Genomic DNA, 19,489 nt, shown 5'->3' with positions numbered 1-19,489 from the left:
AAACTAGGAGATAGCATTATGACTTCTACTAGTTGCAATCCTCGTAAAAAAGCCAAGTCAAATAGACTTGGCTTTTTTATGGCTATTTATGTTAGTTCATTGAAATCCCAGATTTGATCCATCCAGCCTTCATAGAAGTCTGGTTCGTGGCAAACCATAAGGATAGAGCCTTTATATTCTTTCAGAGCTCGTTTTAGCTCATCCTTGGCATCCACATCCAAGTGGTTGGTTGGCTCGTCTAGAACAAGGACATTGTTCTCACGATTCATCAAGAGACAGAAACGAACCTTGGCTTGCTCCCCACCTGATAGAACTTGAATCTGGCTTTCGATATGCTTAGTCGTCAAGCCACAGCGAGCAAGGGCTGCACGAACTTCAGCTTGGTTGAGAGCTGGAAAGGCATTCCAAACAGCTTCTAAAGGTGTCTGACGATTGCCGCCTTCCACTTCTTGCTCAAAGTAGCCAAGTTCTAGATAATCACCGCGTTCAACTTCACCAGCAATGGGTGGAATAATACCCAAAAGACTCTTCAATAGAGTTGTTTTCCCGATACCATTGGCACCGATGATGGCAACCTTTTGATTGCGCTCAAAGGTAAGATTTAATGGTTTTGTAAGTGGGCGGTCGTAACCAATCTGCAAATCCTTGGCTTGGAAGATAAAGCGACCTGGTGTACGAGCTGGTTTGAAATCAAAGGAAGGCTTTGGCTTCTCACTTTGGAGCTCGATAATGTCCATCTTGTCCAATTTCTTCTGGCGAGACATGGCCATATTTCGAGTTGCGACACGAGCTTTATTACGAGCCACGAAATCCTTGAGATCCGCAATTTCTTTCTGTTGACGCTCATAGGCTGCTTCCAGTTGCGATTTCTTCATGGCATAGACTTCTTGGAACTGGTAGTAATCGCCTGAATAGCGTGTCAACTGTTGATTTTCAACGTGATAGACGATATTGATTACATCGTTGAGGAAAGGAATATCGTGCGAAATGAGGACAAAGGCATTCTCATAGTTCTGAAGATAACGCTTGAGCCAGTCAATATGTTCGGCATCGAGATAGTTGGTCGGCTCGTCCAGAAGCAAGATATCTGGCTTTTCAAGGAGGAGTTTTGCCAAAAGTACCTTGGTTCTTTGTCCACCTGACAAGGCTGTTACATCCGTATCCATCCCAAAGTCCATGACACCAAGGGCACGCGCTACTTCATCAATCTTGGCATCCAAGGTATAGAAATCACGACTTTCCAAACGGTCTTGAAGTTCTCCAACTTCTTCCATCAATGCATCAATATCAGCGCCCTCTTCTGCCATTTCCATGTAGAGTTCATTGATACGTGCTTCTGCTTTGAATAATTCATCAAAGGCTGTACGCAAAACATCACGCACAGTTTGACCTTCTTTGAGCACAGCATGCTGGTCCAGGTAACCAGCTGTCACGTATTTAGACCATTCCACCTTACCTTCATCAGGTACCAACTTACCAGTCACGATGCTCATAAAGGTTGATTTCCCTTCACCATTGGCACCGACCAGACCGATATGTTCACCTTTGAGGAGACGGAAAGACACGTCTTCAAAAATCGCACGGTCTCCAAAACCGTGACTCAAATTTTTAACTTCTAAGATACTCATTCTAATTCCTTATCTTGTTTCTATGTAGTAGTTTATAAAGGACCCAAGCCAGGTAGCCACCCAAAGTATTGGTCCATAAATCATCAATCTCAAATACCCGGTTAAAATCAAAGAAAAAGTCTAAAACTAGCTGTGTGCACTCGATGCTTAAGCTCAATAAAAAGCTAAACAAAATCACTCTCTTCGTTTTTCTTAGTGCAGGTATAAGATAGAGAAGTTGGAAAATCAACGGGAAGAGCAAGAGGATATTTAGAGCGTTTTGCAAAAAAGTCCAAAACAGTTGTATAGGGCTGGTTACTTCTCCCAGATTCCAAAGGGAGTTAAAAGGCGTCAAAAGAAAAACCAGGCGTCCAAAAGTTTGAATACCTGGAGTTTCCACTCCTGTAGGAAGTTGAGGCTGGGGAGTAAAACAAAAACAGACGATACAAAGACTGTATAACACGATTCCCAGGCTTAGTAATGTTTTTCGATTCATCTTATGGATTTACTTCAGCTACTGCTTTTTGGCGATCACGTTTCATGGTATTTGAACGCAATTGTCCGCATGCGGCATCGATATCTGTACCGTGTTCTTGACGAACAACACAGTTGACGCCTTTTTTCTTGAGTGTATCATAGAAGGCCATTACACGCTCTTTAGGACTACGACTGTATTGGTCGTGCTCACTGACCGGGTTGTAAGGAATCAAATTGACATATGACAATTTCTTAATGTTTTTCAGCAATTCTGCCAACTCAAGCGCTTGTTCAACTCCATCATTGACTTCATTAAGCATGATATACTCAAAAGTTACACGGCGGTTGGTTGTTTCGATGTAATACTCAATCGCTGCAAAGAGTTTTTCAATTGGAAAGGCACGGTTAATCTTCATAATGCTTGAACGCAGTTCATTGTTTGGAGCATGAAGAGAAACAGCAAGGTTGACCTGCACACCTTCATTAGCAAATTCACGGATTTTGTGGGCCAAACCTGAGGTTGAAACAGTGATATGGCGAGCTCCGATTGCCATTCCCTTGTCATCATTGATGGTACGGATAAAGTTCAAAACGTTATTGTAGTTGTCAAATGGTTCTCCAATCCCCATAACAACGATATGGCTAACACGTTCATCTTGTCCACGTTCGTCAAAATATTTTTGAACTAACATAATCTGCGCAACGATTTCCCCGTTATTGAGGTCACGTTGCTTCTTGATCAAACCTGATGCACAGAAGGTACAACCGATATTGCATCCTACTTGAGTTGTTACACAGACTGATAAACCGTAGTGTTGACGCATAAGCACAGTCTCAATCAGCATACCATCTGGTAACTCAAAGAGGTACTTCACAGTACCATCGGCTGACTCTTGAACAATACGTTGTTTCAAGGGATTGACTACAAACTGCTCGTTGAGTTTGGCAATCAAATCCTTAGACAAGTTAGTCATTTCTTCAAATGTCTGAACACGTTTACGGTAAAGCCATTCCCAGATTTGATCCGCTCGGAATTTCTTTTCTCCTTGCTCTAAGACCCATTCTTGCATACCTTGGCGTGTTAAACTATAAATCGACGGTTTCATCTTTTCTCCTTATTTTCTAGTCTTTCTTACGGATGACGAAATGACGTTGTCCCTTTTCTTCATTCTGTGGTTTCTGCTCTTTACGACGACGTCTATTTCTCTTGTCCGTATGATTTCTTTTCTTATTTTGAGAAGACTTTTTCCCTTTACGGTTGTCTTTCTCTTCTTCTTTCTTGCGCATTTTTTGGTCAAATGGTGCTCGTTTAGGAGTCTCATTTTCTAAGACAAAGTAGGCACATCCATAGCTACAATACTCGAGTAGATAATCTTGTAAACGACTGATTTTCTCGAGAGATTCTTCAGCTCGCTCATTCTTGTAGAATCCTCGCAAACGCAACTGCTCATTGCTCCAGTCTCCTACAATATAATCATACTTGTTTAAAACTTCCGAAAAGCGTTGAGTAAAAGCTGTTGCATCAAAGGCTTCCTTACTATTTTCAACCAAGTTGAAGGTAAAACCTTCAGCCTCGACTTTATCTCCAGATAGATGAAATTCTGGACCAGGGAATTTATTGTAATTGTATAATTCAGGTGCAATTTCTTTACGCATAATATTCCTTTTTAACGTTTACTTAATACTCTATTTTACCATATTTTTGCCATATTTACATCTTTTGATTTAAAATGAAAAAAGTCTGACGATTTCACCCTTTAATTTTATAAGACACAACTGTACTAAAAAGAAAAAACTGGGAAAACCCAGTTTTTAAATATTATAGGTAAAGTAACTTGAAAAGTGCTACAGCGGCAATAGCAGCAGCAATCGGTGCAACTACTGGTACCCAAGCATACCACCATTTTGAATCACCCTTGTGTTCACCAAGGATTGATTTAGGAAGTACTGCGTGAAGAAGACGTGGTCCAAAGTCACGAGCTGGGTTCAAACCTGGTCCTGTAGGTCCACCAAGTGATGTAACCAATGCCATTACTAGGAAACCAAGTGCCAAGTGTGCAATTCCAAGACCTGGTGACAAGAATGGAGCTACTTGAGTTTTTGCTTGTTCAAGGGCTGCAGCGACTTGTTCTTGAGGAATTGTTTGACCTTGTGCAGTCGCTTGTGCCACTTGTTCATTAATCAACGCTTGAGCTTTTGTAACTAACTCAGCACCAAAGAAGTTCTTTGTTAAACCAAGTGCTGCAAAGAAAAGAACAAATGATCCAATAAACTCATTGATAAATCCGTTCACAGTTGCTGCATAACGTGATTCTTTTGTACCGTGGTCGATACTTGAAATTGTTGAGAAAGTTCCCAAGATGTTATTTGGATTTTCTGTCTTCAAGTAGTAGGGACGGTGAGTCGCAACAACCAAGGCTTGTCCGAAGATTGCTCCCAAAACTTGCGCGATGATGTATTGGGCTACTTGTGACCAAGGGAAGAGACCGCTAACTGCAAGTCCAAGAGTGAAGGCTGGGTTGATATGGTTACCAGAAACGTTACCAAACATCAAAGCTGGGATCATAACCCCCATACCGTAACCAACAGCGATAACGAGCCAGCCACTTTGGTGGCCTTTCGTACCTTTAAGTTCAACGTTGGCAACTGCACCATTACCCAAGATAATCAAGATAGCTGTTCCCAAAAATTCAGTGGCATATTTGACTGCCCATGTGAAATCCATTGATAGATTCTCCTTATTATTTTTTAGACAATCCCTATTCTATCAATTTTTAAACCTTTTAGCAACAGATTTTCTAAAAGAATCCAAGGGGAAAACGCTTTTATTTCAAGTCTACAAAAAAGACCTAACAAACATCCTTTGTTAAGTCCTAATTTCGATTATTCTTGACGCTGACCAAAATCCTTAATCATCTGCTCCATTTCCTCACGACTTGGTGTCGTAAGCATATAGAGATAGTCTCCTTGCAATTCAGCAAAGGCTGCCGGCATAATTTTCTTTACTTTGAACTGCTGACCATATTTAGCGAGCAAGTCTTCTTCTGAATAAACATAGTTAGCATTGGCGCGACGAGATGTTGCTAAGCAATACTGGGTTTCAAACGGAGACTCTGGGAATGCTTCACCTGCAACGATAGCTGCATAGCCCTTGTACAAATCCAAGGAATGCGCATAATTATAGACATCGATAGTGAAGCCACCCGCTGGACGGTTATTGTACTCAATGGCAATATAATCATCACCCTCACGGAAGAACTCGATATGGAAGAAACGTTCTTTCATACCAAATTCCTTGACGATAGCCTCACCATACTTGCGAAGTTTCGGATCCATATCTTTAAGAACATAATAAGAATTGTCCATCTTGTAAATCATGAGATCAAGGGGTGTATGTGCATAGTCAAAGGTAGTTGAAAAGACAATATTCCCATCTCTATCCACCAAACCATCGAAGGTACAGATTTCACTAGAGGTAACAAATTTTTCAAAGAAATAAACTGTTGAATGGTCCCATTCAGCCTTAAAGTGGTTTACATCATCTTCTGTTTCAAGTTTGAAGGTTGCTGCTGCACCAACTCCATTATCAGGTTTGGCAATCATGGGAAGACCGATTTCTTTCACAGCTTTGTCAACATCTGCTTCTGTTTCAATGACAGCACCTGGCACAACTGGAACTCCAGTTTTTTGGAAGAGTTTTTTCATTTCAGACTTGAACTTGGTCTTCTTGAGGTCTTCTGGTTTGGCACCAAAAACATTGAACTGTTCACGAAGGGCAGCATCCAACTCTAGCCAGTAATCATTGTGTGATTCAATGCGGTCAATTGGACCATGCTTATAGAAAAGAAAGGCAACTGCACGTTTAACTTCATCGATATTTTCAAGATTATCAACTCGGAAGTACTCCGTCAAGCTATTGCGCAATGGTTCATCTAGCTGTTCGTAGGGTTCTTGCCCAATCCCTAGAACTGTGATTCCTTTATTGGCTAGCTCAATACTAAATTGCTGAAAATTTTGTGGGTAATAGGGTGAAATTACAAGATAATTCATAAGCAACTCCTTTTATAGACTCATATGACCGAGGAAATAAGGCATTTGTTTGCGCCACCATTCCCAGTCATGTGCAACATCGTGCCCCCATTCTGCAAACCAGGCAGGAATTTGTTTTTGGTCAAAGGCTTCTTTTAACTTGTAGTAAGAAGGCAGGCCATCCTGTTCCCAAGCACCTAGTCCAGTACAAATCACAATCTCAGCCTGACGGTAACGATCGATAAACCAACCATCATTTTGATTCCAGATATAGTCTACTGGTGAATTTTGATAGATAGCATCATCGTTGTAGTAATCTCCAACAAAGAAACGAGCATCATAGACACCACTGAGCGCAATTACCTTGGTAAAGACGTCTGGATGTTGGAGGAAGAAATTCAAAGCGTGATAGGCTCCCATAGAGCATCCTGTTGTCATCATACCGTCAAACCAGCCTGTCTTGTGCTTGATAAAAGGAATAGCTTCTTCAATCACATATCGTTCATAAGCACGGTGCATCTCAGCTTGATCATGACTATTTTTCCAAGTCGCAAGCCAGCTCTCACTATCTACACTTGAAAGGGTAAAGAACTGCACGCGACCTTCCTCGATAAAGGACGCACAAGCATCAATCATTCCAAAATCATAATATTCATTGTGGCTACCACCTGAAGAAGCAAAGACAACAACTGGGATGCCTCCATGTCCGTATCGATTGACATACATTTCACGGTTAAGATGACCACTCCAGTGGCTAAGATGTTCAATATGCATATCCTGTCTCCTTTATACTAATTACCAATTTTCTGCAAAAAAGCGTAGGCAAGCTGGAAGATTTTCTGACCATGGCACTTCATGGTGAATGGCTCCAGCCTGAACCTTGAGAGAGATATTTCCCAACTCAACTCCTCCTGCTATCAAATCATGATAATAGCGAAGAGAAGAGTCAATATAGGCCTGCTTAATATTACCAGCCATAAGGGTCTTATCCGTGTCATCTGCTTCTTCCGTCCCGACATAGATAAAGACTCGTTGATTAGGTAATAGTTTTTTACGCTCCATATAGCGATCAAAGGCCTCTTGGTGAAGCCAGTTGGCTGATGAAAAGACACCCAAGCAGCCAATCTGATCCTGATACTCCAAGCCAATAAACTGGGTAATGTTGCCGCCTAGAGAAGACCCAACCATAGCAGTGTGCTTGCGGTCTGATTTTGTACGATAGTTTTCATCGATAAAGGGTTTGACCACTTCCATTACAAACTCAGCGTACTCGACTCCCTTACCACCAAACTGTTGACCGGGAATATTAGACTCTTGGAATTTCCATGCCGCATACTCATTCATTCGTCCTAGACCATCATTATCAATGGCCACTACAATCATACGGCTAATATCCGGATTCCGTTTAATGGTAGGAATGATCTTCCATGAATGACCGACATAGGATTCTTTACTGTAAAAGACATTTTGCCCATCATGGAAATAGACAACCGGATAAGTTCGATCCGTGTCTTTCTCGTAGTTTTTCGGTAGGAGAACACGTACACGGCGCTCCTTGCCTGTGTATGGAACCTTGAGTTTATGTTCTCGCATTTTCAGGTAAAAGTAGGATTGATTCATTGTCAGAAAACTCTCTATATTCAAAATTTTACCTAATTATATCATAAAAATAGAAAAAAAGTCAGTTTCCGTCCAAATTTAGGACAATAAACTAACTTTTTTTACTTATTTTATTTTTTCCTCTGGTTTTTCTGATTAAAGGAGGTCATCAATTAACTCATCAACCGCATCTTTCTCAGCTTGAGGGGTAATTTCAGTAATCATAATTCCTGCTACTGCTCGCTCAACCAATCCTTCAACATCCATACGTGTTTCATACTGCTCCGCATTCTTAATTTTAGGATTTGTTTTGGGACGATCAGGTGCAAAAATCGTACAGCAGTCTTCAAAAGGTTGGATAGAAATTTCAAAGGTATCAATTTCCTGAGCAATATCTATGATTTCTAACTTATCCATGGTCACAACTGGTCGGATAATCGGTGTATTGGTTACGGCGTTGATAGCCTGCATACTTTCAAGAGTTTGGCTTGCCACCTGACCAAGACTTTCGCCATTGATGATGACTAAACCTTTTCTCACTTCACGGATACGGTCGGTAATCCGCATCATAAAGCGGCGAGTCAGAGTCATGAGATAAGCTTCTGGAGCCTTAGCCTTAATCTCTTCTTGAATCTCCGTGAATGGCACTTCGATAAACTGGATATTCCCACCGAACTTGGTCAATTTACGGGTCAAATCCTGCGCTTTCTTGAGGGCACCTGGACTAGTATAGGGTGGGCTAGCAAAGTGAACAGCCTCGATATCTACTCCACGTTTAAGTGCAAGATAACCAGCTACTGGTGAGTCAATCCCACCTGACAACATGAGCATACCTTTCCCAGAAGTTCCAACTGGCAACCCACCTGCTCCTCGAATGGTCTCATAAGAAAGATAGGCTGCTTCTTCACGAATCTCCACTTGCAGATTGATATCGGGATTTTTCATCTGGGCTTGTACATTTGGAATGGCATCAAAAACAGCACCACCAAGAACTTGATTGAGTTCTCGACTATCCAGTTCAAAGTTGTGATCACTACGTCTACTAGAGATCTTAAAGGTCATACCTTCCTTATAGATGTCCTGCATAATCTCTTGAACAGCAGATTTAAGAATTTCTACAGATTTTTCAACCTTATATACTGGAGAAAAGTTTTGAATCCCGAAAACCTGTTTGAGAGACTCAGCTACTGCTGCATAGTCGGCTCCATTAAGATAAGCATGGGCACGGTCGCGATCAGCAGTTACCTTGACTTGAGGATAGATAGATAAAACATCTGAGATATTATTACGTAGTTTATTGATGAAACGCATACGGTTTTTACCTTTGGTTGAAAGTTCCCCGTAGCGAATCATAATTTCTGAATATTGCATGAATGCTCCTATCTTACTTTTCTAGTTTGATTGTAAATTAATTTTAGTTTGGTCAAAAATTGCTCAACTTGACTCATGTCATTTTCTAGGTCTAGGCTGACGCGTACTGCTGACTGAGCCTTATCTTTTTCAACACCCATGGCAATCAAGGTACCCGCAGGTTTTCCTGCCTTGGACGAGCAAGCAGAGGTTGTGGAAATGAAAATATCATAGTCTTCAAATGCATGAACGATGACTTCACCACGGACACCCTTAATTCCAAAAGTCAGAATATGAGGAGCAAAGTCTTCCTCACCTGAGAAAACAAAAATATCTGGATATTCGAGTAGAGCTTGACGGATGACTGCCTTCATCTGACTTGTTTTGATTGTAAACAAATCCAGTTTTTCCATGGCCAAACGTAAGGCCTTGGCTGTTGCTGCAATTCCTGCTACATTTTCAGTTGTTGAACGATAGTCACGCTCTTGGCCACCACCAGTTAATAGGGGGATGATTTTCTTGCCAGACTTGATATAGACAAATCCAACACCACGAACTCCGTGAAATTTATGACTAGAGAAGGTCGCAAAATCCACTCGGTCAGTCAAATACTTTTCTGTCGGAATCTTAGCTAAAGCTTGAACGGCATCAACATGGAAGGAAATCGTTGGCTTATCTGCCAAAAGTTCTGAAATAGCTTCAATAGGCTGGATTGAGCCGATTTCATTGTTAACAGCCATGATGGAAATAAGTGTGGTATCAGGTCGTATTAGACTTTCTAATATCTCCAAATCCACAAAACCTTGCTCATCTACTGGTGCAAAATCCACCTCAAATCCTTGAGTCTGAAGCCAAAGAGCAGACTCCTTAACCGCTGGATGCTCAATTTCTGACACGATGATGTGTTTACCAAACTGAGCTTTTTCAAAAGCGACACCTTTGATAACCCAGTTATCTCCTTCGGTACCACCAGAGGTAAAGAATACTTCTTCGCTTTTCTTACCAATTAAATCTGCAATCTGCTGACGAGAAGCTTCTAAAATTCTGGTAGACTGATCACCCAAACGATGAAGGCTAGATGGGTTACCAATAATTTTTGCAGACACCTGCATGTAAGTTTCAAGTACTTCAGGATAAGGCTTGGTCGTAGCCGAATTATCAAAGTAAATCATTGTTTCTCACGCTTTCTAAAATCACTCCTTCTATTGTAACACGAAACAGTTCAGGCGACAAGAAATGCCGTTCAGGTTCATTTAAGTTTTTTTTAAAGATTTTGGGTATAATGAATCATGGTAAAGGAGAGAAATTATGTCTAACTATCGCAGAAAATCAAAACCTAAAACTGAACATATCAAAAAAGGCTTTACCGTCTTTCAAAAAACAATTGCAACTTTAGCCAGTATCCTTGGTTTGATTACAGCTAGTATCACTATCATGAATGCTTTAGATAAAAGCAAAGATCATAAAGATACGACTCCACAAACAACCATTATCAAGGAAGTTCAAAAGGAAGCTCCCGCTGAATCCAATGCACCTGCACAAAGTCAGTCTAATAATCAAGAAACAACTCAAAAAGAAGAAGTTCAAACACCTAGCAAGAAAGAAGATACAAAATCAGATGACAATTCTCAGAAAAATGAGCAATCTGATTCTTCATCAAATACTCCAACTACTGAAGCAGGAGTTAGCGCTAATAACGGAGCATCCTAAACATTGCTCAACACCAACAGTTACTTCGTTGGTGTTTTTATTTGCTAGTTTTTCATTTCATTTTTATCACAAAAAACCAGGAACTAATGTCCCTGGTTTTTCTTTTTTAAAACAAGATATTCTGCATCGAATGAAGATTCGTACTTAGTCTTCTTTCCCTTTTTTGATAAAGGTTGCAGAGAGAACCAATCCAAGACTAGCTAGGAAGGCTAAGCCTACTGAATCTTGCTCACCAGTTGCTGGAAGTTGACCTTTTGCTTCAGTTACTGGTGCATTTGGTCCTTTTGGTTCTTGTTTTTGGTTTGTTGAACTTGAAGGTTGCTTGTGATCCGCAATTGGTGTAACTGGGTTTGCAACAGGCTCTTTATATTCTGGAACCTCATTCTTAGCTGCTTCAACCCAATTAACGCCACCCTTGAATTCTGGAAGCTCATTCTTGTCCGCTTCAACCCAATTAACGCCGCCCTTGAATTCTGGAAGCTCATTCTTGTCCGCTTCAACCCAATTAACACCGCCCTTGAACTCTGGGATTTCATGAACAGCTGCTTCTGCAGCATTAACTCCACCTGTAAATTCAGGAATTTCAACTACTGGTGGTTGCTGATCTCCCTTACTTGAAAGGACTTCAGGTTCCGGAGTTGGTTTCGGATCTGGAGTTGGCTCTGGATCTGGAGTTGGTTTCGGATCTGGAGTTGGTTTTGGATCTGGAGTTGGCTCTGGATCTGGAGTTGGCTCTGGATCTGGAGTTGGCTCTGGATCTGGAGTTGGTTTTGGATCTGGAGTTGGCTCTGGATTTGGGGTTGGTTTCGGATCTGGAGTTGGCTCTGGATCTGGAGTTGGCTTCGGATCTGGAGTTGGTTCTGGATCTGGAGTTGGCTTCGGATCTGGAGTTGGTTCTGGATCTGGAGTTGGTTTCGGATCCGGAGTTGGCTCTGGATTTGGAGTTGGCTCTGGATCTGGAGTTGGTTGCTCAGGTTCTTCTGAAAGTTCTTGATAGTAAGTCGTCATTTCATAGAACTCTGGTTTGCCACCTTCCCAAACAAGTTTGACATCAAGTAACGGAGCCTTATCTCTGACTGCAAATGTTTGGAAGCTTGAAGTAATTGCTCCCAAATCTGTCCAAGCACCGTCTCTGTCTGTTTTCAGAGTACGAGCGAGTAAACGAGCTGCTACTCCTTGAGGCAGACTAGAAACAAGTCGGATGTGGTTAGCATCTGTTGGTTCTGACAAGTGGTAAACCAGCTCACCTTGGTCTTTCTCAGCCTTATAGCTTGTCAATACTTTGCCATCTACAAGATTTGTGTAAAGGTTGCCTCTACTTTCTCCACCGTTTCCTTGAACAGTTGGGTCGTTGATAGGTTTCACAAATTCGCCGTCATTGATAACTAACTCAGTAAATCCAACAAAACGAGCATCGTAATTAGCAGTAAAGAGAACACGGAGATAGTTAGCTTTAACTGGACTTGCAAGTTCACCTTCGATGTAGCGATTTCCAGGCATCTTAGAATCATGTGTCCATCCATCTGTCAATGAATCATCACGCATTTCATTAGCGACACCATCACCTACTGTCACAACATCTGTCCATGTCTTGCCGTCTTGGCTAACCTGAATCTTACCATCACGAAGATAGTTCTTCGTACCATCTTGGATATAGGCTCTAATCTTCTTGATTTCACGTTCACTACCAAGTTTCAAGGTAATATGACCATCTTTACGTGCATAGTCAGAGAACTCTACAAAGTTATTGTAAACACCATCAAACAACTGATCCAAATTCTTGATCTTACGAACATCATTTGCACCATAGTAGGCATCAATTCCCATTGATGTAGAATCAAGTTTAGTTGGCTCCACTTCTTTTGTCTTAACGAGTAGAGATGTTGCTGTCACTGCTTGTTCTTGGTCGGTCTTATTAACCAAACGAGCATAACGTACCAAGGACTTATCAGTCACTTGGCTAGCTGGATACCATTCTTGTGCATTTGGAGAGAATTCCAAGTCAAGGGCTGGATTTCCAATACCAATAGCCTGAATGCTTTCAGCCTGGTGTAGACGGTCTAGCTTCATACCCAAGTAGCTATGAGCTGGAAGCTTAGTTCCACTTGGAATTTGCATGTCATAACGACCGAGACTGTCATATACTGGTGTTGATTTCAAACTTTCAACATTAGTATCTGTCATCTCGCTATTGCCAGCACGTGTTTCAACTGAGAAGTCAGCGATACGCCACCATAGATTGATATTCTTGGTGTTACGTACACGGATGTAGCGAGCTGAAATTGGAGTTTCAATTTCTTTGGTTTGTTCACCAGCTAAACGATCCAATTCTTGCCATGAAGTACCATCTGTAGAATACTCAAGAACACCTTCTGCCAATTTATCTCCAGAACCTTGAACGAGGCGAACCTTAGTTACAGGTTTGATTCCACCCAAGTCTAGTTGAACCCAACCACCGACTGGAGTTGTATCTGTTCGATCGACATTTGCTAGCATGGCTTCTGTATTGTCACGACCATCTGTAATCTGAGCAACTGTCGTATTGTACTTGTACATAAGATTTGGACTGATGGTCACTGTAGCTGCCTGTTTAGGACGACTTACTTCTACAGGACGGTTCACAGCGATTTCTCGGACAGCAAACCAAGTGTTCTCACGATCAGAAGTTGCAATCATTCGAACAGCTTTAGCATTGATATTGAGATTTTCAAATTTAAGAAGAGGCTCATTACCAGTGTAGCTTGGTTCTGAAAGTGTTACCCACTCATCATTTTCATTGAGGTACTCAACCTTAGCATTGTTAAAGGTATCGCGTGGATTTGCTTGAGTTCCCATTGCAAATGTCAAGTTTTGAATTGGAACAGCTTTGTTAAATTTCAAACCAATATAGTCACCAGTTTGGATGCTGTTTGGTGATTTGATAAGGGCATGTGTTCCTAAATCTCCGTCAGTGACTTCAGCAAGTCCACCCTCTACACCTGTACGGTTTGTGATAAAGGTGCTGATTACTTGGTCTGGGTGTAGGGCTTTTTGAACTTCAGTTGCCAATACTTCACGAAGGCCAAGCAAGAATGGACGGATATGTTGTACACCCAACTCAGCTCTTTCATCATGATCTACATAATGGAAAGTATAAGTTTGTGATTGTTCATAAAGTTTCAAGCCCTTGTAATAGCTATCCCAAAGTCTAGCAGAATCATTGTTTTCAATAGCTTCTGATCCATCTAGGAAAGCACTCAAAGCATCCATTTGGTCAATAGCATTATCCAACCAATAGTGGATTTGAGCACGCATCTTTTCGTCACCAGATTCTTTATAAAGTTGTGCTGCAGCTTTTATTTTAGCAAATTCTGCACGCAATTCTTGACGCTCTGCATTGACATCTTGACCAGCTTTCAACTTAGACATGAAGGCCGCCAATTTTGGTGCGAGTTCAACAGACTCTTCTAACTTCACAACACGACCATCCATGTTTTGGTTGATCATATGCTTACCAAGTTCACGGAAGGCAACAGATGTTTCACTGTCAGTAAATTTACCTGTTTCAACAAAGTTGAAGGCGATGTCATTTACTTTCTTAGCTTCTTCTTCAGACTTCCATTGTTTCCATGCGTACTGAGCTGCTGAGAAGAGTGCAATCTTAGAAGGCTCAGATTGTTGCATTGGGTTCAACATGATACCTGAAAGGAGGCTTGGGTTCACATTTGGATGAAGGAATTTCTCACCGCCACCCAAAATCAAGTGTTGTTTAGAGTTATCTGTAACAGGCCAGTTAATCCATAGAGAAACTGGGCGGTAGGTCTTACCTCCTGCAGACAGATTATTCTTAAGGTTTGAAAGGAAGCTTTCAGATACTTCACCCCAAATCTTACCACCAGTAAGGGTCATAGAAGTTGAAGTTGGAAGATTTTCATTTAGAGATTTCAACTCATCTTCACGACCATTACCCCAATACTGACCTGGGACAAAAATCATTTCCTTACGAAGGCCAACATAAGTTGCTTGTTTTTCAGTCAACCAATCTGTCATGTCCTTCATCAAGCGGTTGTAGCTATTGTAGCCACCAACTGGACTTGGAGCATCATCTGCCAAAATACCGAACTCGCGAACACCGACATCCATCAATTGAGTGAATTTAGCCTTAATGGTTTCAAGGTCTTTTTGGTAGTCAGTGTCATTACCAAAACGAATACGGTTGTTCATGAATGGGTGGATGGTCCAAACATAACGAGTCTTGTTTTGGTTTCCGACACGCGCCAATTCACGGATTTCAGCTAATTTTTCTTCTGGATAAAGTTCACGCCATTTCTTGTTGTGGTATGGATCGTCTTTTGGAGCAAAGAAGTATTGAGTCAACTTCAAGTCACCACCAAAACGCATCAATTCAGCACGATCAGCATTGCTCCATGGATTTCCATAGTAACCTTCGATAAAACCACGATTCTTAATTTCAGCGTAGTCTTCAACAGTTACATTACGTAAAACTGGAGCTTCACTTTCATTAAGCATGTGTTTAAGAGTTGTCAATCCATAGAAGACAGCATCTGTATCTTTACCGACGATAGAGATTGTATTGTTCTTGATTGACAAAGCATAAGCATCAATCTTATCAAAGAGTCCTTGAGAAATACCAGATATTTCTTTTTCAGCCTGTGAATGTTGACCATGAACACCAAGATAGATATTTGTAGCACCTGCTACTGCTGCTTGACTACTTGTATAAGAGATTTGATGATCTTGTAGTACACTCTTCAAGCGGTTGCGAGTATAAATATCTAGATGGTCTCCCATAACAAGATTAACTTGTTTTTGAAGTTTAGTGACACCTTCGCCATAAGTGACTTTTTGTGGTGTTGGGAATACCTTGTATTCTTTCTTGAGATAGTCTTGACTTTGTGCTGCAGCAGCAATTGCATCATCACTGGCTGGTTTTGTAGCTACAAAGCTATCAGCAAGTTCAGTTGTACCATCACCCACCTCTTCAACTCTTGGTTGTTCTGGAGTCACCGGTTTTTCAGGAGTTACAGGTTTTTCTGGAACAACTGGTTTTTCTGTTTCACTATCAGAAAGTGGCTTGAGTAGTTGAATTTCTGCGGCACTACCAAATCCTGCGACACCTGACAGAACTTTAAATTCTACCTTATTAGTTTCAACTGCTGCAAAATTAACAGTTTTTTCTTTAGTATTATTTTCCCAAGTTCCTGAAGCAACCTTAACCATTTGACCATCTTTTTGTGCATAGATTTCATAAGAGGTCACAACTCCGTTACCACCACCTGGACGTGGTAGATAAGTCAAACCATTGACTTTTTCAGGAGCGTTCAAATTTATGGCAACGGTATATGGAGCACGGTCTCCAGTCCATTTTGAATGCCAGAAGGTGTTCGGATCATTGTCGAAAGCTTTTTCTACTGGTCCTTCAGTCTCAGTTCCTGGAGTTTCTTGACTGCTTGCAGAAACTGTGAAGTGATCTGTTGGGATTAAACGTGGGTTTACAAATGCTTCATTCGACAACTCTGCACTATGCAAGATTCCTTGGAAGCCACCGATTGTTTCAAGTGGAAGTACCAAGCTATTGTGAGCCAAGCGAGGATGAGCTGGATTTGCAATACGCTCAACCTTTTCGCCATCTACATAAACTTCTGTTTTTTGTGGTTTCGTAACAACAGAGATTTGATAACGTTTATTTTTCTCTAGTTTCTTGTCAAATTGAATATGGAATTGTTCAAATTTATAAGCTAAGTAGCCATCCTTGTCTGCAAGATAAAGTTTATTGTCCCCACTTGTAGAGAAGACTTGCTCTCCATCACCTGTAACAGTTACATCCAATTTCAAAACATGACTAGGACCAACATCACCAACTAAACCTTCGATACTAGAATCTTTTTCGAAGTTCAAACCTGCTTCAGTCTTCTGTACTTTCTTAGCAAGATATTCCTTGATAGTTTCTGGTTTAATTGTAAAGAGGTCGCTATCTTCTATTGTCTTATCTGGATTAGATTGAGGTGCATAGACACTTGCTGGTTGGATACGGTCTGCATAGGTCTTAGCTGCACGGTCTGAACCCCAAGTGCGTTCTGCAGTTGATTGCATACTCTTGAAGAAGCGTTTAAAGATATCGTAAGAAGTAAGTCCTGTTTCATGGAGGTCAATGTTGTCATTCCAGACTGCATGACCACCACCAAGGATATTTGGATTAGAGGCTTCTAGGCGTGGTCCTCCACCTGTTGAGAAGTCATTTGGTGTCCAGCGGTTGTATTGAGTTTCATAGTTTGCATAATCCCCATAACCACCTTGACTATTGCTTCCACTTGGAACACTATAGGTTGGAATATCTGTTATATTGATAATCTTGGCACCCTGAGCAATTGCTGCCTGTGGACGTTGCCAACCAATACTCCAGATATCAACTTCTACATCTTTCCAATCAACAGGTGTAGTTCCTTGTTTGGCAGAGAGTGAACCCCAAATACGTGGTGTTAAGCCCTTACCTTTGATGTACTGAATCATATCATTGACATAACGACGATAACTTTCAGGACTTCCATAGTACTCATCTGTACCGATATGAACTGTTGAAACGCCACGAAGTGGTGCGTCTTCACCATCGAGTAATTTATCATAGACTGATTTAACAAAAGCCAGCGTTTCTTCGTACTTGTTATCCAAGTCCAACATAGCTACACGTTCTACATTGTGTTTTCTGGCACTAAGTTGACCCTTGTACATCAAGTCTGGACGGACCTTAACAAATGAAAGGGCGTGACCTGGTGTATCAATTTCAGGAACAAGGTTGATATGCAAAGTTTTAGCTAACTTGATAATTTCTTGCATTTCTTCCTTGGTATAATGCTCGTCAGATGTTAATTTTTCACCATTTTCACCGACAACATCAGTTTCTACACGGAAGCCTGTCTTGGCATTTTTAAGAACATAATCCAATTCTTCTTGTTGGCTGAGATGTTTACCTTCCACGTGTTTATCGAGGAAGATATAGTTGTCGTTCAAGTGCAATTGAAGATCGTTCATCTTGTAGTAGGCCATGTTGAGCATGATATCTACAAGCGTATCATAAGGGATAAACTTACGACCTGTATCTAGCATAAAGCCACGATGGCTAAAGCTTGGGAAGTCACGGATTTCTCCGTTTTGCAAGTCATTATCTCCCAACTGAAGAAGGGTACGTGTAGCATAAAATGCTCCTGCATTGGTCGCAGCTTCTACAGTGATAACTCCATCTTTAATGGTGATACCATAGCCTTCTTTGCCATAACCCTTGTCTTCAACCTTTTTAAACTCAATACGTTTTTGTGCTTCTTGACCACCAGTTGCGACTTCCAAACCACGATTTTCAAGGTCAGTTTGGTAGAACTTAGCTTCCTTATCAAATCCAGAATTCCCAACGGAAATGATAGTTTCTGAAGTAATAGAAGTTTTACCTTCAGTACCGTACCATTGTTGAACTGCTGGGGCAACTGCAGGTTTGGTCCCAACACCTTCATCAGCATGCAAGCCTTTAATGACAACTTCAAATTCTTTTGTGAAGGTATGGTTATCATTCGTTTGTTGGACCATCACTTTGACATGTTGTTCTGTCAGCGGTGTGTAGATTTTATTATTTAGGTCGATAACACCTTGCTTATTGCTTCCAATCAAGCTAACTTGACCAGGTAATTTAGGCAATACAAGTGATTTTCCGTCTTCAGCAACTGCTATTTCTGTAACTTGACGAATATCTGTTGGTTTGCTGGTGTCTGGAATATTTGAGTAGGCACGAATTTCTTGAATACCCACATTTTTCCATTGCATAGTACCGGCTTGATAATCTGTAATTTCAAGTTTAAGATACTTAGCTTGAACGGCCTCTTTTAAATCAACTTTTTCATCTAGAACCGGAGTTCCTGTTCGTTGATGAGCCAACTTCCATTCTCCAGGACCTGATCCATTGACTTCGTCTTGACCTGCATAATAGAGATTCCAAGATTTGATGTTTGGATCATTTTGCTCGCCACGAACACGACGATCCCAATCAATTTCCACATGCTTGATTAAGGTTGTCTTTTCAAGCTTAAATTCGATTGTTGGTTTCACAACATCACGGTCAGTTGCCCAACGAGTATCTGGATTTCCATCAATCGCCTTCTCAGCAGTAAATGGTGTGTTCGCTTCATGGTTTGATGCTGTCGCAGTAGCCTTTTCCAAATGATTGACATCTGGAGTTTCAACCAAATCTTTAGTAACTGGCTTTTCTGCTGGTTTAGCTACTGGTGCTGCTTCTTCTTTTGGAGTTTCAGCTGGTTTTGGTGTTGCTTCTTCCTTAGGAACTGGAGTTTCAGCTGGTTTTGGTGTTGCTTCTCCAGTATTTTTAGGCTGAGCTTCCGCATCAGTCGGATTCGTTTCAGTAGGATCAGTTGGTTTTGCTGATTCAGCTTTTTCAATAGCTGCTGCTATATCCGCTGGTAACTTATCCAGGGGCTGAACCTGTGTCACCGTGCCTTCTGTCTCTGCAGGCCCTTCTGTTTCTGCTGCTTGAACCATACCAGCACCAAAAATGCTTGCACCAATCATGACAGAAGCAGCGCCTATTGCAAACTTACGTATACTGTAATGACACCGTCTCTCAAAAAAATGTTTTCCCATTTTCTTTATTTCCTTTCCAACGCTTAAATTGGGTAAGCGTTCTCATTTCCCTTTTAAAAAGGGAGGACCAAGAGGTC

At 41.2% G+C, this 19,489-nt stretch carries 12 protein-coding genes; 1 reads left to right on the top strand and 11 read right to left on the bottom strand.

What is annotated here, in order from left to right:
- Nucleotides 1-86 precede the first annotated feature (86 nt).
- The 10 genes from abc-f to ACWPUA_RS01115 form a co-directional block, all read right to left on the bottom strand.
- Complete coding sequence (abc-f, locus tag ACWPUA_RS01160) at nt 87-1,628, bottom strand: ribosomal protection-like ABC-F family protein (protein WP_454378651.1); 1,542 nt, start codon at nt 1,626-1,628, stop codon at nt 87-89.
- Nucleotide 1,629: 1 nt separating this feature from the next.
- The gene (locus tag ACWPUA_RS01155) at nt 1,630-2,103 is read right to left on the bottom strand and encodes a VanZ family protein (RefSeq protein ID WP_025170416.1); all 474 of its coding nucleotides are present in this window, start codon (nt 2,101-2,103) and stop codon (nt 1,630-1,632) included.
- Between the two features lies 1 nt (nt 2,104).
- Nucleotides 2,105-3,190: a 23S rRNA (adenine(2503)-C(2))-methyltransferase RlmN gene (gene rlmN / locus ACWPUA_RS01150; RefSeq protein ID WP_004253810.1), complete on the bottom strand. Its 1,086-nt coding sequence runs from the start codon at nt 3,188-3,190 to the stop codon at nt 2,105-2,107.
- 16 nt (nt 3,191-3,206) lie between these two features.
- Entirely contained in the window at nt 3,207-3,740 is a 534-nt protein-coding gene (locus tag ACWPUA_RS01145; RefSeq protein ID WP_006148789.1) for a YutD family protein, read from the bottom strand.
- 163 nt (nt 3,741-3,903) lie between these two features.
- On the bottom strand, nt 3,904-4,809 hold the full coding sequence (gene gla, locus ACWPUA_RS01140; protein ID WP_006153421.1) for an aquaglyceroporin Gla: 906 nt from the start codon (nt 4,807-4,809) through the stop codon (nt 3,904-3,906).
- Nucleotides 4,810-4,967: 158 nt separating this feature from the next.
- Nucleotides 4,968-6,134 carry an ATP-grasp domain-containing protein gene (locus tag ACWPUA_RS01135; protein WP_454378647.1) on the bottom strand — a complete coding sequence of 389 codons (1,167 nt, stop codon included), beginning with the start codon at nt 6,132-6,134 and terminating at the stop codon, nt 4,968-4,970.
- Nucleotides 6,135-6,146: 12 nt separating this feature from the next.
- The gene (locus ACWPUA_RS01130) at nt 6,147-6,887 is read right to left on the bottom strand and encodes an esterase family protein (protein WP_075567841.1); all 741 of its coding nucleotides are present in this window, start codon (nt 6,885-6,887) and stop codon (nt 6,147-6,149) included.
- Between the two features lie 21 nt (nt 6,888-6,908).
- Complete coding sequence (locus ACWPUA_RS01125; RefSeq protein ID WP_368910780.1) at nt 6,909-7,733, bottom strand: alpha/beta hydrolase; 825 nt, start codon at nt 7,731-7,733, stop codon at nt 6,909-6,911.
- A 135-nt stretch (nt 7,734-7,868) separates the two neighbouring features.
- Nucleotides 7,869-9,083, bottom strand: a complete 1,215-nt coding sequence (gene thiI / locus ACWPUA_RS01120; RefSeq protein WP_454378644.1) for a tRNA uracil 4-sulfurtransferase ThiI — start codon at nt 9,081-9,083, stop codon at nt 7,869-7,871.
- An 8-nt stretch (nt 9,084-9,091) separates the two neighbouring features.
- Complete coding sequence (locus ACWPUA_RS01115; protein ID WP_223332786.1) at nt 9,092-10,234, bottom strand: cysteine desulfurase family protein; 1,143 nt, start codon at nt 10,232-10,234, stop codon at nt 9,092-9,094.
- A 136-nt stretch (nt 10,235-10,370) separates the two neighbouring features.
- On the opposite strand from ACWPUA_RS01115, the gene ACWPUA_RS01110 reads away from it, so the two are divergent.
- Nucleotides 10,371-10,772 carry a DUF6556 family protein gene (locus ACWPUA_RS01110; protein ID WP_371500712.1) on the top strand — a complete coding sequence of 134 codons (402 nt, stop codon included), beginning with the start codon at nt 10,371-10,373 and terminating at the stop codon, nt 10,770-10,772.
- 144 nt (nt 10,773-10,916) lie between these two features.
- Here ACWPUA_RS01110 and ACWPUA_RS01105 read toward each other — a convergent pair whose 3' ends face one another.
- Nucleotides 10,917-19,412: an SIALI-17 repeat-containing surface protein gene (locus tag ACWPUA_RS01105; protein ID WP_454378641.1), complete on the bottom strand. Its 8,496-nt coding sequence runs from the start codon at nt 19,410-19,412 to the stop codon at nt 10,917-10,919.
- Between the last annotated feature and the right edge of the window lie 77 nt (nt 19,413-19,489).

It is taken from the genome of Streptococcus sp. Marseille-Q6504 (assembly GCF_965111625.1).
This window is presented reverse-complemented; position numbering and strand designations above follow the sequence as displayed.